The organism is Bradyrhizobium sp. 18BD (assembly GCF_054185225.1).
Window position 1 is genome coordinate 57,600 of sequence record NZ_JAVAYL010000013.1, and the last position, 14,333, is coordinate 71,932.

The 14,333-nt window shown below is 66.1% G+C and carries 14 protein-coding genes; 11 read left to right on the forward strand and 3 right to left on the reverse strand.

Features of this window, described 5'->3' with window-relative positions; all coding sequences use genetic code 11:
- The first annotated feature begins 76 nt into the window (after positions 1–76).
- From RAD16_RS23240 to RAD16_RS23280, 9 genes are all read left to right on the forward strand, one after another.
- A complete protein-coding gene (locus RAD16_RS23240; RefSeq protein WP_458160178.1) occupies positions 77–1,003 on the forward strand; it encodes a cytochrome-c peroxidase in 927 nt (308 codons plus the stop codon).
- A complete protein-coding gene (locus RAD16_RS23245) occupies positions 1,000–3,501 on the forward strand; it encodes a two-component system VirA-like sensor kinase (RefSeq protein WP_458160179.1) in 2,502 nt (833 codons plus the stop codon). The genes RAD16_RS23240 and RAD16_RS23245 overlap by 4 nt, the downstream gene beginning before the upstream one ends.
- A gap of 137 nt (positions 3,502–3,638) precedes the next feature.
- Positions 3,639–3,932, forward strand: a complete 294-nt coding sequence (locus RAD16_RS23250; protein ID WP_458160180.1) for a hypothetical protein — start codon at positions 3,639–3,641, stop codon at positions 3,930–3,932.
- A gap of 212 nt (positions 3,933–4,144) precedes the next feature.
- Positions 4,145–4,333, forward strand: coding sequence for a hypothetical protein (locus RAD16_RS23255; RefSeq protein WP_458160181.1), 189 nt, complete (start codon positions 4,145–4,147; stop codon positions 4,331–4,333).
- 56 nt (positions 4,334–4,389) lie between these two features.
- Positions 4,390–5,430 carry an ATP-dependent DNA ligase gene (locus RAD16_RS23260; RefSeq protein ID WP_458160341.1) on the forward strand — a complete coding sequence of 347 codons (1,041 nt, stop codon included), beginning with the start codon at positions 4,390–4,392 and terminating at the stop codon, positions 5,428–5,430.
- Between the two features lie 140 nt (positions 5,431–5,570).
- Positions 5,571–5,873, forward strand: coding sequence for a hypothetical protein (locus RAD16_RS23265; protein WP_458160182.1), 303 nt, complete (start codon positions 5,571–5,573; stop codon positions 5,871–5,873).
- 105 nt (positions 5,874–5,978) lie between these two features.
- Entirely contained in the window at positions 5,979–6,587 is a 609-nt protein-coding gene (locus tag RAD16_RS23270) for a cysteine hydrolase family protein (RefSeq protein ID WP_458160183.1), read from the forward strand.
- 250 nt (positions 6,588–6,837) lie between these two features.
- A complete protein-coding gene (locus RAD16_RS23275; protein ID WP_458160184.1) occupies positions 6,838–7,914 on the forward strand; it encodes a flavodoxin family protein in 1,077 nt (358 codons plus the stop codon).
- An 85-nt stretch (positions 7,915–7,999) separates the two neighbouring features.
- Positions 8,000–8,173, forward strand: coding sequence for a hypothetical protein (locus tag RAD16_RS23280; RefSeq protein ID WP_458160185.1), 174 nt, complete (start codon positions 8,000–8,002; stop codon positions 8,171–8,173).
- Positions 8,174–8,181: 8 nt separating this feature from the next.
- Here the strand turns inward: RAD16_RS23280 and RAD16_RS23285 are convergent, their stop codons facing one another.
- Positions 8,182–8,904, reverse strand: a complete 723-nt coding sequence (locus RAD16_RS23285) for a DUF72 domain-containing protein (RefSeq protein ID WP_458160186.1) — start codon at positions 8,902–8,904, stop codon at positions 8,182–8,184.
- A 122-nt stretch (positions 8,905–9,026) separates the two neighbouring features.
- On the opposite strand from RAD16_RS23285, the gene RAD16_RS23290 reads away from it, so the two are divergent.
- Positions 9,027–9,242, forward strand: a complete 216-nt coding sequence (locus RAD16_RS23290) for a hypothetical protein (protein ID WP_458160187.1) — start codon at positions 9,027–9,029, stop codon at positions 9,240–9,242.
- Positions 9,243–9,374: 132 nt separating this feature from the next.
- Here RAD16_RS23290 and RAD16_RS23295 read toward each other — a convergent pair whose 3' ends face one another.
- The gene (locus RAD16_RS23295) at positions 9,375–9,776 is read right to left on the reverse strand and encodes a hypothetical protein (RefSeq protein ID WP_458160188.1); all 402 of its coding nucleotides are present in this window, start codon (positions 9,774–9,776) and stop codon (positions 9,375–9,377) included.
- Here RAD16_RS23295 and RAD16_RS23300 point away from each other — a divergent pair.
- Entirely contained in the window at positions 9,775–12,873 is a 3,099-nt protein-coding gene (locus RAD16_RS23300; protein WP_458160189.1) for a DEAD/DEAH box helicase, read from the forward strand. The two genes, RAD16_RS23295 and RAD16_RS23300, sit on opposite strands and share 2 nt — an antisense overlap.
- A 286-nt stretch (positions 12,874–13,159) precedes the next feature.
- Here RAD16_RS23300 and RAD16_RS23305 read toward each other — a convergent pair whose 3' ends face one another.
- On the reverse strand, positions 13,160–14,308 hold the full coding sequence (locus RAD16_RS23305) for an amidohydrolase (RefSeq protein ID WP_458160190.1): 1,149 nt from the start codon (positions 14,306–14,308) through the stop codon (positions 13,160–13,162).
- Positions 14,309–14,333: the final 25 nt, after the last annotated feature.

Genomic DNA, 14,333 nt, shown 5'->3' on the forward strand with positions numbered 1-14,333 from the left:
CACGCTTACATAACAGACAGTGCGACAATTGATCGGATTTCGCGGAGCCGGATTAGGCGCCGGCTACCGGGGTGGGGTGATCGCCATTTGCGCGGTGCTGTTGTGCTGCGTGGAGGTTACGCCTGCGCCATCGCAATCGCCGCCGCCCCCTGTCCCGGACCGCGGAGAGCCGATCACGCCGATCCCCACGCCTCCTGCTCTCGATCCGCTCAAGGTCGCGCTCGGCGAGAGGCTGTTCAGCGATCGCCGGATCTCGCATGACAATTCCCGCACCTGCCAATACTGCCACGATGTCACGACCAACGGCGCGAGCCAGAAGCGCCACGACCTCAGTGTCGACGGGACGGAGCTTGCGCTCAACACGCTCACCGTCTTCAACTCGACGCTGAGCTTTCGCTACAGCTGGGAGGGAAAATTCCGCACCGTCGAGGCCGATATCAAGGCTTCGCTGGAGAGCCCGCACACCATGGGCAGCAGCACGACGGAGATTGCCGCAAAGCTCGATGCGGATCTCGATATGCGCGCCCGCTTCATGGCGGCTTACGGCCGCCGCCCGGAGGGTGACGATGTCGTCGACGCGCTGGCGAACTTTCAGCGCACGCTGCTCACGCCGGGCAGCAAGTTCGACCGCTGGCTGGAAGGCGACGACGCGGCGCTGTCGGCCGACGAGCTGGAGGGATACCGCCTGTTCAAGTCGCTGGGTTGCTCGGCCTGCCACCAGGGCGTCAATGTCGGCGGCAATCTGTTCGAGCGGCACGGCATATTCCACCCGCTCGCTTCGCCCGAGCCGAAGATCCTGCGTGTGCCGAGCCTGCGCAATGTCGCGACCACGCCGCCGTATTTTCACGACGGCAGCGCTCCGACGCTGGAGGACGCGGTTCGCAAGATGGCGCTGGCCCAATTGAACGCGACGCTGACGGACCAGCAGGCCCGCGCGCTCGTCGCCTTCCTCAACAGCCTGACCGGGACCTATCGCGGCGCGCCCGTGGGAGGCTCGCCGTGAAATCAGCTCCCGCCATTGTCAGCGTCGCCTTCGTGCTCGCACTCCTCACCTGGCTGCTGCTCAACGGGCTGAACGTCAATTCGGCCCGCTACGACGCGCAGTTGCAGGCGCTTGGGGATTTCACCCGGTTCGAACGCGGGATGACCAGGGAGGTCCTCACCGCGCGCGCCGGCCTGTCGCGCAATTATGACGCGCTGGTGCATATGGTGAATGCCTATGACGATGCCTTGATGCGGCTGCGCGACACGGCAGGCCTCGACGTCGAACAGACCGGCGCGATCGATGCCCTGTCGCTGCGGGCCGACCGACAGGAGAGCCTGATCGAACGGTTCAAGAGCAGGAACGCGCTGCTCCAGAACTCCTTCGCTTATTTCGCCTTGTTCAGCGACAAGCTGGCTGGATCGGACTCCCGGCCGGTGGTGACGGCGGCCTCGGCATTGGCGGCCGCCATGCTGCGCCTGACGCTCGACACCTCCGACACCACGGCGCGCCAGGTCGAGGACCGGCTGGAAGAGCTGGCGCAACTGCCGACGCCGCCGGGGGAGAAGGACTCGGTCCGCGCCCTCTTGACCCACGGGCAGATGCTGCACGATCTGCTGCCCGATATCGACACCATCCTGAAGACGCTGGTCGCCGATTCCAACAACCGCGAGCAGGATGCGATGCTGGCCGTCATCCTGAAGCGCCAGCTCGCCGCGCGCGCCTCGGCGCGCAAGACGCGGTTGCTCCAGTACATCACCTCGCTGCTGCTGCTCTCCGGCATCATCTATTTCGGCATGCTCTTGCGCAAACGGGCCGTGACGCTGCGCAGGCGCGCCACGTTCGAGCACGCGATCGCCAACATCTCGATGCTGTTCATTAACTCGAGCAGCGAGCGGATCGGCGCGGATGTCGAGATGGCGCTCCACCAGCTCGCCGGCTATATCGGCGCCGATCGGGCCTATTTCTGCTGCATGGTCGGCGCGACGATGCACACCTATCGGTGGTCGCGCGACGGCATCGAGTTCGAGCCGGGCTGGCCGGAGCGGGTGCTGAACCTCGCGCCGCGGTTCGACGGCGGCAATGACGGCATCATCTACATCCCCAAGGTGAACACCTTGCATTCCCATGACCCGATGCACCTGCTCGCCGACGCCGGCATCAGCGGCTGGCTGTGCATCACACCGGCCTACGGAAGCCGCGAGTGCGTGCTCGGCTTCGATGCCGTGCACGGCGGCGCGCTCACTTATTGGTCCGAAGTCTCGCTGTTTCGCATGGCCTTCGACGCCATCGGCAACGCGATCCGGCGGGCCCGGCTCGAAGGAGAGAAGGAGCGCCTGCAGGCGAGCCTGCAACATGCCCGCCGCATGGAGACCATCGGCACCTTCGCCAGCGGCATCGCCCATAACTTCAACAATATCGTCGGCGCCATTCTCGGCTATGCCGAGATGGCCGATGCGCGGGTCCCGTCGGGCAGCCGTCCGGCCGCGAGCCTCGCCGAGATCCGCCGCGCCGGCGAGCGCGCGCGCGAGCTGGTCGAGCAGATTCTCAGCTTCGGTCGTCGCGGCGAGGGCAGGCGGGAGCGCGTCTGCGTCAAGACCCTCGTCGACGAAACCCGGTCGCTGCTGGCGGCGTCGCTGCCCTCCCACGTCAAATTCGAGGTGACCGAGACGGCCGACATGGCCGTCGTGACCGGCGAGCCGGCGCAGTTGCAGCAGGTCATCCTGAACCTGTGCAACAATGCGGCGCAGGCGATGAAGGAGCCGGGCCGCATCAAGCTCGATATCAAGACGCATGATCTCTCGAAGCCGCTACCGGTCGGGCGCAGTGAGCTGGGTCCCGGCCGCTTCACCGTCATTTCGGTCGCCGATCCCGGCCCCGGCATGGACGAGGCGACGCTGGAGCGGATTTTCGAGCCGTTCTTCACCACCCGTGTGGACGGCAACGGCCTCGGGCTCGCAACGGTGCGCGAGATCGTCGAGCAGCACGACGGCGCCATCGCCGTGGAGAGCAAGCCCGATGCGGGCACGCGCTTCGACGTCTGGCTGCCGTCGGCCGACGCCGACGAGCCGCAGCCGGCTCAACACAGTTCCGATCCTGCGCTCCGCGGCGCCGGCGAGACCGTGCTGGTGATCGACACCGACCGCCGCCGCCTGTTGCGCTACGAGGAGATTCTCGCCGCGCTGGGTTATGAACCCGTCGGCTTCACCACGCTCGCGGAGGCGATCGCGGCGTGCCGTGCCGCGCACGCCCGTTTCGACGCGGCGCTGGTGTGTCATCTGCCCGGCGGCTCCTCGCTCGAGTTCGCGGCGGCGCTGCATGATGCCGCGCCGGGCCTGCCGATCATCCTGGCGGCGCCCTCGACGCGCGACCTGGCGATGCCTTCGCTCAAGACGTCAGGCATCACCGAGCTCGTTCACCACCCGCTGGTGTCGGGGGAGCTCGCCGGCGTCCTGGTGCGAAGCCTCGTCTCGTCGGCGAGGGGCGGACGATTGAGGCGGGCGGCCGGAGCCTCGTAAGCCTTTCGCCATCCGGCGGCGCTGCATGCGGTTTCAGCCGTAACGCGATATCATCGCGGACGAAATGGCGGAGTAGCCGGCACCTCCTATTCCTGACGTGCGCGTGTTCGCATTGTCACCGCGATAGGAGAATAATGATGTCGATCAGACTTGGTTCGTCCATCGTCGCCGCTGCGTTGTTGTTCTGGCCAATTTCAAGCCTCACGGCAGGCGAAAGCGCGGGCGCCGGTGCCCGCACCACACTTGTGCCGCCACTCAATCTCGCTCCGACCAGGTACGCGGATCTGTTCCGGCAATCTGCTCCCATCGGGCACCGGCAGCCGCGGCCCAGCGATATGGCCGAGCCCGTGCCGGTCACGCACGTCGACACCGAGCTGCGGCGGCTCGATGTGGAGATCGATCGCAAGCTGATCATCTGCCGCGGCTGTTGATCATGATTGAAGGCGGCGGGCCGCCTGCCTGGCCGCGCCGCCTTTGCGCGCAGCTATGCCGCGCTCGGGGCCTTGCTGTTGACGCCCTTGCGCACGCCCCCGTGTTCAGTCTGGCATTTGCGGCCTAATGTTTCCTCTTGAAAAATGCCGGCGCTGGAACGCCGGCATGCGTGCGTAGTTCCTGTTCCGGGACGCACGAGGGAGGAGCTGACATGGCCGACGAACGTTTTGCCTATCTGCTGGGCCAGGCTGCCATGGCTGTGTGGGGCGATATGCCGCGTGACATCCAGGAAGCGCTGTTCGAGACGGCGATGAAGGACCATGCGGGGGATCGCGAGGCGCTGGCGCGCCTGCTGCACGACCGCCATCCGCGCACCGCGCATCCTGCCAGACCCAACTGACAGGGAGACGGCGCCGCCTCGATCAAAGCGTATCGTGAGTGCTGATCATGGAGCCGATGGAGGCCGAATCCGTCGCCGAGCTTCCCCGCGGTGCGCAATGGCAATACGAGCCGAAATGGGACGGATTCCGCTGCCTGCTGATCCGCGACGGAGAGCGCGTCAGGATGCAGTCGAAGGGCGGTCGCGACCTCGTCCGGTATTTTCCGGAAGTTGCATCCGCTGCGTCCGCCATCTCGGCCGGCTCCTTCATCCTCGACGGAGAACTCGTCGTCCAGCTCGACGACGGCTATTCGTTCGACGCCTTGCTTCAGCGCATCCATCCGGCCGCCAGCAGGGTGAAGCGTCTCGCCAGCGAGACGCCGGCCCGCTTCATGGCCTTTGACCTGTTGCAGTCGGCCGAGACGGATCTCGCGGCGCTCCCGCTTGCGAAGCGCCGGCCGGCGCTTGAAAAGTTCGCGCAGCGCCACTTCAAAGGCAGCAGCGTGTTCGCGCTCTCGCCGGAGACGCGCAATTACGCCGAGGCCAAAGCGTGGCTCCAGCGCGTGGAGGACGGTCACGACGGCGTCGTCGCAAAGCGGCGGGACCTCGGTTATTGCAGCGGCACCCGCGAGGGGATGCAGAAGATCAAGCTGCTGCGATCGGCCGACTGCGTGGTCGGTGGGTTCAGATATGCCGAGAAGAAGCAGGGCCGACGGAAGGTGATCGGCTCGCTGCTGCTCGGCCTGTACGACGAGTCCGGCCTCCTGCATCACGTCGGATTCACCTCGGCGATCACGGCATCGGACAGGCCCGGCCTCACCGAACGGTTCGAGAAGATCATCGCTAAGCGAAGCTTTACCGGCAAGGCGCCGGGCGGTCCGAGCCGATGGTCGACGAAGCGATCGGCCGACTGGCAGCCGGTGCGTCCGGTCCACGTCGTCGAGGTCTGCTACGACCACGTGTCCGGCGACCGGTTTCGTCACGGCACGAGGATCCTGCGCTGGCGACCGGACAAGAAGCCGTCGCAATGCCGGATGAACCAGCTTCGGCAGCAACGGACCAAGCGGCAGGCGAAAGTCGGGGCGCCGGATCGGCGCGCGGGCCCGGCTGGAACGTGACGCGAGGAAGGAACGGGCGAAGCCCTGGGCGATTAGACAGGCAAATGTCACGCCCGCGGAGATGCTCGCCGGGCAACATCGCAGGATAGCGGAACCCGGCTCCGCCAAGCATTAGCCGGTAAAGCAAGAAGGAGATTGTCATGCTCACGAGATCAATGCTGGTCGGCGCCATGCTGGCCGTCAGTTCGACCATTGCCTGGGCCGGTCCCTGCAACACCGCCAATCGCGACGCCGGTTCAGGACCGGTCACGACGGGGCAGGCGAGCGAAACCACCGGCACCGCTTCGTCGCACGCCAAGGAGCACCCGCCGACAGCGGCCATGGACAAGGCGACCGAGAACACCGCGACCTCGTCGCAGGATGCCCAGCGCCAGATGCAAAGCCAGCCGACAGCCGCCGAACAGTCGAAGACAACGGTCGGCGCCGCTGACAAGGGCTGCTAGGTCGGCGGAATTTCGAAACGGAGCGCGAGAGGGAGCGCGATGTTCACTCCTGGCGTTCCGCCGGTTGGAGAGCATTCCTGTGACGGGAGAGCGAGCGGATCGTTGATGACCGACGCAAAGTCGCCCGACACCCAAATCCGGGATGCGGTTCATCTCTGCATCGACATGCAGAACATCTTCGCGCCCGGCGGTCTCTGGCAGACGCCGTGGATGGAGCGGGTGCTGCCGACGATCGTCTCGATCGTCGCGCGCTATCAGGCCAGGACGATCTTCACGCGCTTCATCACGCCGCAGGATCCGGAAGACCGTCCCGGCCAGTGGCGGGCTTATTTCCAGCGCTGGCGCGAGGCGACCCGCAGCCATCTTGCGCCGTTTGCGCTCGATCTGGTGCCGGCGCTGGCGCGCTACGTTCCTCCGGTTCGCATTGTCGACAAGCCGGCCTATTCGGCGTTCAGTAATCCGGCGCTGGCGAGCCTGCTGATCGAGAAGGGCGTCGGCACGGTGGTGATCACGGGTGCGGAGACCGACGTCTGCGTTCTCTCGACGGTGCTGAGCGCGGTCGATCTCGGCTTCAAGGTCGTCATCGTCGAGGACGCGCTGTGCAGCTCGTCGGACGTCGGTCACGACGCGCTCATGACGATGTATCGCACCCGCTTTCATGGCCAGGTCGATCTCGTGACCGCGGAAGAGCTGGGCGAGTTCTGGCGGGAGTAGGAAGGCGCGATGCCCAGGGGGGGCACCGCCGGGAACAGGTTAGATGTCAGCGCGTACCGATGCGTTGGTGTCGTGGGCAGAAACCGGAAAAATGAGCACCACGTCCATCGTCCCAGTTGCGTCCGGTTGTCACCCGGCGGTGCTCGGGGTCAACGTTGCAAGGGCGTATTGGTTCGCTCGTCTCACCGCGAGGAACCGCGCCTGACACGCCGGGGTTGGTCGGATTGCATCCACTGGTCGAGGAACCGGCATGACGGAAGTCGACGTTCGCAAGGGAATGCCGCCCGTCAAGCTGTCGCGCGAGGCGTTCGAGCGCCGCTACAGGAGCCGGTTCGTCGATCCCGCCTTTGCGCCGCTGCAGCGCGAGCTCGATGTCATCGTCGCTGCCGCCTGGGATGCCTACAGCCATTCGCGCAAGGCGCCGGTGACGCGGAAGGCCGGCGCGGGATTCGCCGATCCCGATTACGACCTCGCCGTGGACTGGCTCGCCACGCGCGCGGCCATCCTGGAGGCGCAGCGGCGGCACGACGATGCGGAGGCGACGCCGCGCATCCTCGTCATCAACGGCTCGGCGCGCAGCGAGCACACTTGTCCCGGCGAGATGTCCAAGACCTGGCGCCTGGTCAAGCTGGTCGAACCCGTTTTCACGGAGATGGGCTATGCAGTCGACATCCTCGATCTCTCGCGCCTGACCTCGGAGTTCGGCAAGACCATCCATCCCTGCAAATCGTGCGTCTCGACCGCGATGCCGCTCTGCCACTGGCCGTGCAGCTGCTACCCGAACTATTCGCTGGGCCAGACCGACGACTGGATGAACGAGATCTACCCACTCTGGGTCGCGGCCCACGGCATCCTGATCGTGACGCCGGTGAACTGGTATCACGTGCCGGGCGGGCTCAAGGCGATGATGGATCGCCTGGTTTGCGCCGACGGCGGCAATCCCGATCCGACATCGACGCACGGCAAGAAGGCGGACGAAGCCAAGGCCATCGAGCTGAACGGCTGGCCCTATCCGCGCCATCTCGCCGGCCGCCATTTCGGCCTCGTCGTTCACGGCGATGCCGTCGGCGCCGAGGGCGTGCGCCGGGCGTTGTCCGACTGGCTTACCGACATGCGCCTGATCTCCGCGGGCCGCTTCGGCGAGCTCGACGGCTATGTCGGCTACAGCGAATCTTACGCGACGTCCCATCGCGAGCTGGACCAGGACCGCGAGTTTCAGCAGGAGACGCTGAATGCAGCGCGAGCACTCGGCAACGCGGTCAGGCTCGCGCGGAGCGGGCGGCTGGAGGAGCCTGGGACCGGCCTCGAGAACCCAAATCCCAAATGACCGCAACCGGGAACGAAGTGGTTCGCGCCAGCTTGACTGGATGACGCGTCCAAGCGGGAGAACCGGCTGCGTGAGGGAGAAATTCATGCTGGAAGAGAAACTCAAGGAAGCGATCATAGGTGAGCTGAAACGTCAGGCCGCCAACCGGCCGCAATCGCTGAAGGTCGAAGGCTCCTCCGAAGAGCTGCTCGTCAACGGCAAGATCGATCTTGCCGAGTTGACGATGGTGATCGCGGGCTCCGTTGCCGGAGGGCCGTAGCCCGCGGGTCAAAGCAGGGCTTGCAGCTTCGAAGCATCGGCGGGCGCTGCGCTCTTCTGGTCATTGTCGAAATAGACATAGACGTCGCAGCCTTGCCGCTTCCAGGATTTGATCCGCCGCGCCCATTGCGCGAGGGTGGCCTGCGAATAGTGGCCGTGATAGCGACCGCTCGGCCCGTGGCCGCGCACATAGACGAAGTCCGCGGTGCGTTTCCACGGCGCCGGCGCGTCGTGATGATCCGACAGGCAGAGCGAGATGTTTTCGTCGGCCAGCATCCGCAGGATGCGGGGCTGATACCAGCTCGGATGGCGAAACTCGAAACTATATTGGCGCTTGCCCGACAGCAGCTTGAAGAAGGATGCGAGCCTGTCGGCATTCGCCTCGAATTGCGGCGGGAGCTGGAACAGGATCGGACCGGCCTTGCCGCCCAGCAGCGAGATCCGGTCCTCGAGCAGCGCGAGGCTGTTCTCGCAGGCGTCGGACAGACGCTTCCAATGTGTGATGAACTTGGACGCCTTCCAGGCAAAGACGAAGCCGCGCTCGGTTTGCTCGCGCCACCCTTTCACCGCTTCGGGTGTCGGCGTGCGGTAGAACACGCCGTTGAGCTCGGTGGTCTCGAACCGTCCGGCATAGTAACGAAGCTGCTCCTTCAGCGGCAGGCCCTCCGGAAAGAACGGGCCTCGCCAGGAATCATAGTGCCAGCCAGAGGTTCCGATCAGAACGCGCGCCATGTTGCTTGCCGCCTTGGCGCGGCGGGACGGGCCGCGCTCGTGTGAGAAGGAACGTCTGTGCCGGAGATACGTTGCTTCGAGACGAGGCTCGGTGTCCGCCTCATTCAGACAGGTTTGAAACGATGTACGCGCTGTTCGAAGGCGACAAGCAGATCGGCGATCCGTTTCCCACCGAGAAAGAAGTGTGGGAGGCTGCGCTGATCGAGGGATTGGTGACCGACGTCCCGGTGGCCGACGAGGAAGGCGGCCAGCTCCTCCCGGCCGGATATCATGTCGCCCGAGTGGACGAGGTCTGCGAGCCCCGACCTGACTGGAAGCTGCCCCGCGAAATCTCGTGAGAGGGCTCGCCCTTCCGCACGTTCGCGGCTTCAGGCCATCCAAGGTGACGCAGGATCATGTTGGTCGTCCGCCTGATCTCTCAATGATGGCGTCCTTGACAGCGCAGCGATGATGCCGCAGCTTGCGGCTCATCATGAGGCGCCCGAGATCCGGGTTGTCCTGATACCGTCGAACCAAGCATGGCGAGAACGCAGTGGGATCGAGTCGATCCACGCTGCAGAACACGTGCGTTCGCACGGCAAATCCCATATGCATGGCGACGGACGGCCGAATCGAACGGGTTCGGCGCGCGTGCCATCGATGACTGTTGACAATTTGAGACGAGTGAACGTGCGGCATTCCAAGAAAACGCAGGCGGCCCAAAACGCGCGAAACAAGACATCGCGGACCAAGAGCGCGCCCGCCAAAAGTTCACCCGTCAAGAGTTCGCCCGCCAGGCGAGCGCCGGCGCGGAAATCGCCAGCGAAGCGTTCGCCGAAGCTGGCCAAGCCGGTGCAGCGCGGGACGGTTTCGTCGTCGTCGCCGCTTGGCATGATGGCGCTTCATCTGCTCGAGCAATACAAGCAGTCCGGCCGCAGCGGCCTCGTGTTCCTCGCCGAGAGCGAGAACAGGGCCGAACGGCTCGGCAGCGTCATTCACGGCCTCGGTCCGTCCTGCGAGGTCCTGGTGTTTCCGCGGCTGAACACGCTGCCGTTCGATCAGCTGGAACCGTCGCACGAAATCGCAGGCCGGCGCGCCTCGGTGCTGCGGCGTCTGGCGAAATCCAAACAGCCGATCTTCCTGATCGCGACGGCGGAGGCCGTGATGGAGCGCCTGCCGCTGCCGGCGAGCCTGCTCCGCCTCAACACCAGCCTGAAGGTCGGCGGAACGTTCTCCGAAGCCGAGCTTCGCACGCGTCTCGAGGCGCTTGGTTACGATCTGGAGGACGAGCCGGATTATCCGGGCGGTGCGCTGTTCCACGGGCAGACCTTCGAGATATTTCCCGCAGGCGCGCTCGGCCCGTTCCGGATCGAGCATTCGGCGCGCTCCATCACCCGGATCGTGGCGTTCGATCCGCGAGAGCACGACGTCATTTTCGAGACCAAAGAGCTTCTCGTCGATCCCATGTCTGAGCGGCTCGCCATCGCCGGCCGCGGCAAGCGCGCGACACTGTTTGACTATTGCGGGCGCGCGAAATGGATCGCGGATGCCAGGGTTCCCTCGCACGCCGATGCCTGGCTCGGTACGATCGAGGATGCCGGTGCCCGCGCGGACCGGGAGCGTGAATATCTGGCGCGGCGCGACTGGAAGCTGGCGACGAAGGGCATGAAGGTGCTGCCGCAGACCGCGCCGTTCCAGCCCACGCCCGAATTCTCCAAGCTGACATCCACGCGAAAAGCCCTGCGCGCCTTCGTCGAGGAGACGCGCCGCGCCGGCTCGCGCCTGATCTTCGTCGCTGCGCAGGAAGAGGATTTGCGCGCGATGGAGCGGATGAGCGGCGTGAAGGTTGAGCGCTGCGCGGATTGGCACGAGGCCATCAGCGCGCGCGATGACGAGGCGGCGCTGCTGGCCGATCTCGACGCCGGCTTCGTCGTGCCCGGACGAAAGCCGATCGTCGTCTTGACCGCGTCCGACGTGCTCGGCAGCAGGGCGCATCATCCGCAGCCGATGGCGCGAAGCTGGAGCGCGGCCTTCGATCATGCCGACGTTCCGGAGCAGGGCACGGTGGTGGTGCATCTCCAGCGCGGCCTCGCCGTGCTCGACGGCTTGCAGACCGTGAACACCGGCGGCGGCGCGTTGCGGGAGATGGTCAGGCTGTCGTTTGCGGGCGACAACGCGGTGCTGGTGCCGCCGTCCGATCTCGCTGCGATGTGGCCCTATTCGACCGAGCTCGGCAAGCTCGCGCTCGACAAGGCGGATGGCAGCACATGGTGGGCGCGCCGCACCTCGGCCGAGCAGGAGATCCAGCTCGCCGGCAAGACGCTCGCCAAGCACATCAGCCAGCGCCGGCGGCGAAAGGCGGACAAGCTGGTGCCGCCGGGCTCGGCTTACGAGAAATTCGTCGCGCGCTTTCCCTATTTCACGACGGCCGGCCAGGCGAGCGCCATCCATGACGTCCTCGACGATCTCGCATCCGGCCATCCGATGGACCGGGTGATCTGCGGTGACGTCGGCTTCGGCAAGACCGAGGTGGCGTTGCGCGCGGCGGCCGCCGTGGTGCTGTCGGGCAAGCAGGTGGCGATCGCGGTGCCGACGACAGTGCTGGCACGGCAGCATGTCGCGACCTTCCAGAAGCGTTTTGCCCCGTTCGACATCGAAGTCGGCAATTTGTCGCGGGCGACCTCAGGCGCGGAGTTGCGCCAGACCAAGGAGGCCCTGCGCAGCGGCCGCATGAAGATCGTGGTCGGCACGCAGGCGCTGTCCTCGAAGGACGTGAAGTTCGACGATCTCGGCCTCGTCATCATCGACGAGGAGCAGCATTTTGGCGCCGCCGAGAAAGCGAAACTCTCGGGCCTCGCCAAGAATGTCCATACGCTCTGGATGAGCGCGACACCGATCCCGCGCACGCTGGCCGCAGGCCTGGCCGGCTTCCGGGACCTCAGCGTCATCGCCTCGCCGCCGGTGCACCGGCTTCCGGTCGCGACCAAGATCGCGCCGTTGTCGGATGCTGCGATCGCCTCGGCGTTGCTGCGGGAGCAGCGGCGTCACGGCCAGAGTTTCCTGATCTGTCCGCGCATCCAGGATCTGGAGCCGATGCTGGCGCGCGTGCAGGCGGTCGCCCCCGATCTGCGCATCGTGTGCCTGCACGGCAGATTGCCGGCCGACGAGATCGACGACCGCATGATGAGCTTCGTCGAGGGCGAGGCTGACGTGCTGCTCGCAACCAACATCGTGGAGAGCGGCCTCGATATCCCGCGCGCCAATACGATCGTGGTGTGCTGGCCCGAGAGGTTTGGTCTCGCCCAGCTTCATCAGCTGCGCGGGCGCGTCGGGCGCGGCGGCATCCGGGCCTTCGCCTTTCTGCTGACCGAGACGGGCTCCGAGCAGTCCGAGAAGCGGCTCGCCGTGCTCGAGGAGTTCAGCCGGCCGGGCGCGGGCTTTGCCATCAGCGAGCGCGATCTGGATTTGCGCGGCGCCGGCGATCTGTTCTCGGAGCAGCAATCCGGCCATGTCCAGGTGTTCGGGCCTGTGCTCTACAGTCACCTTCTGAAAATGGCCTCGGAGAAGGACGGACGGGTCGAGATGTGGGTACCCGACCTCAACCTGCCGATCGCGGACATGCTGCCCGAGACCTATGTGCAGTCGGAGCCGGTGCGGCTCGAGCTCTATGCGCGTGCGGCCAGGTGCCGGGACGAGGACGAGCTCGACGACCTCGAGGAGGAAACCTCGCGCCGGTTCGGGCAATTGCCGAAGGTCGCCCGCGACTTCTTCGCTGCAGCAAGGCTGCGGCTCGACTGCAAGCGCCGAGGAATCATCCGCCTCGACGTCGGCGCCAATGCGGTGGCCGCGACCTTCCTGCCGGGCCGCCTGCGGAAATCCCGCGGCAAATCCCTGCAACGCGACGGCGACCGCGTCGTCTATCACAGCCAGATGCGCGACGCCCCGTTCGACCGGGTCGAGGAATTGTTCGAGCTGCTGGACGAGGCGTGACGGTAGCGGCTGGAGGCCGGCGCGCGTTGCTCGGTCATGATGACCTGCCGCGATCGAGTTCGGCCGCCAGCACCGCTCTCTCATTCCCCCCTTGCGAGGGGCAGGGAGAGGGGTGCCACACCGGGACTCCAACCGTCGTGGACCTACACGCCGTCCATCAACAACCTGCACTTTTTCCTGGGCCACCCCTCTCTCTGACCCTCCCCCGCAAGGGGGGAGGGAACGCACCTTCTTCGGCGCGCTCGTCGGGGCTTATCTCATCGGAGCTTGGTTTGCGCTCAACGGCTTAGTTGGCGTTCAGCGCCGTCTTCGCGACTTCTGCCATCCAGCCCGACGCCACGGGGAGGATCGCGTCGTTGAAATCGTAGCGCGGGCCGTGCAGCTCGGCGCCGTCGCGCAGTTCGCCATTGCCGATCCAGACGAAGGCGCCGGGTCGCTTCTGGAGATAGAAGGCGAAATCCTCGCCGGCCATGCTGGGCGCGAGATCGCGGCGCAGCGGCGCGTGCACGTTCTCGGCGGCGAGGCGCGCAAGACCAGCTTCCTCCGCCGTGTTGATCACGACGCCGACGCCCATGACGATCTCGGGCGTGACCTTGACGCCGAAGCTGGTGGCGACGCCGGCGCAGACCTCACTGATGCGGGCGAGCAGAATGTCCTTCACCGCCTCGCGATGAAACCGCAGCGTGCCGCGGATCGTGACCTTGCCGGCGATCTGGTTCGGCGCGGTGCCGCCGTCGATCGTGCAGAGCGAAAGCACCGCGGTGTCGAGCGGATCGACGCTGCGCGACACAATCGATTGCAGCGCCACGATGAGATGGCCCGCCGCCATCACCGGATCGCGCGTCAGATGCGGCATGCCGGCGTGCCCCGCATGACCTTCGATGGTAATGGTGACGCGCCCGCCCGAGGCCATGACGACGCCGTCATGGACCGCGATGGTGCCGGCCTGCAGGCCCGGCCAGTTGTGGAAGCCGAACACCCGGTCCATCGGAAAGCGCTCGAACAGCCCGTCCGCGACCATCGCGCGCGAGCCGCCGTAACCTTCCTCGGCCGGCTGGAAGATGAAATCGACCGTGCCGCTCCAGCTCGTGTCGGCGGCGAGCAGCGCAGCAGCCCCCAGCAGCGAGGCGGTGTGTCCGTCATGGCCGCAGGCATGCATCACGCCTGATGTCGTCGAGGCGTAGGGCAGGCCGGTGTCCTCGGTGATCGGCAGCGCATCCATGTCGGCGCGCAGGCCGACGCGGCCTTGCGCCGCGCCGCGCGTCAAGGTCGCGACGATGCCGTGGCCGCCGACGCCGGCCTCGAAGGGAATGCCGAGCTCGGTGAGCTTGTCCTGCACGAAGGCTGCGGTCGCCTTTTCCTGCAGCGACAATTCGGGGTGGGCATGCAGATGCCGGCGCCACGCGGTCAGTTTCTGGTGCAACTCGGGTGTCAAGGGAGGTCTTTCACAGGGAGGGCCG

Coding starts and splice junctions, on each gene's coding strand:
- RAD16_RS23260 (WP_458160341.1), top strand. CDS start 4,390: ATGGAGGCCGAATCCGTCGCCGAGCTTCCCCGCGGTGCGCAATGGCAA.
- RAD16_RS23290 (WP_458160187.1), top strand. CDS start 9,027: ATGTACGCGCTGTTCGAAGGCGACAAGCAGATCGGCGATCCGTTTCCC.
- RAD16_RS23300 (WP_458160189.1), top strand. CDS start 9,775: ATGATGGCGCTTCATCTGCTCGAGCAATACAAGCAGTCCGGCCGCAGC.
- RAD16_RS23250 (WP_458160180.1), top strand. CDS start 3,639: ATGTCGATCAGACTTGGTTCGTCCATCGTCGCCGCTGCGTTGTTGTTC.
- RAD16_RS23285 (WP_458160186.1), bottom strand. CDS start 8,904: ATGGCGCGCGTTCTGATCGGAACCTCTGGCTGGCACTATGATTCCTGG.
- RAD16_RS23280 (WP_458160185.1), top strand. CDS start 8,000: ATGCTGGAAGAGAAACTCAAGGAAGCGATCATAGGTGAGCTGAAACGT.
- RAD16_RS23255 (WP_458160181.1), top strand. CDS start 4,145: ATGGCCGACGAACGTTTTGCCTATCTGCTGGGCCAGGCTGCCATGGCT.
- RAD16_RS23270 (WP_458160183.1), top strand. CDS start 5,979: ATGACCGACGCAAAGTCGCCCGACACCCAAATCCGGGATGCGGTTCAT.
- RAD16_RS23275 (WP_458160184.1), top strand. CDS start 6,838: ATGACGGAAGTCGACGTTCGCAAGGGAATGCCGCCCGTCAAGCTGTCG.
- RAD16_RS23265 (WP_458160182.1), top strand. CDS start 5,571: ATGCTCACGAGATCAATGCTGGTCGGCGCCATGCTGGCCGTCAGTTCG.
- RAD16_RS23295 (WP_458160188.1), bottom strand. CDS start 9,776: ATGCCAAGCGGCGACGACGACGAAACCGTCCCGCGCTGCACCGGCTTG.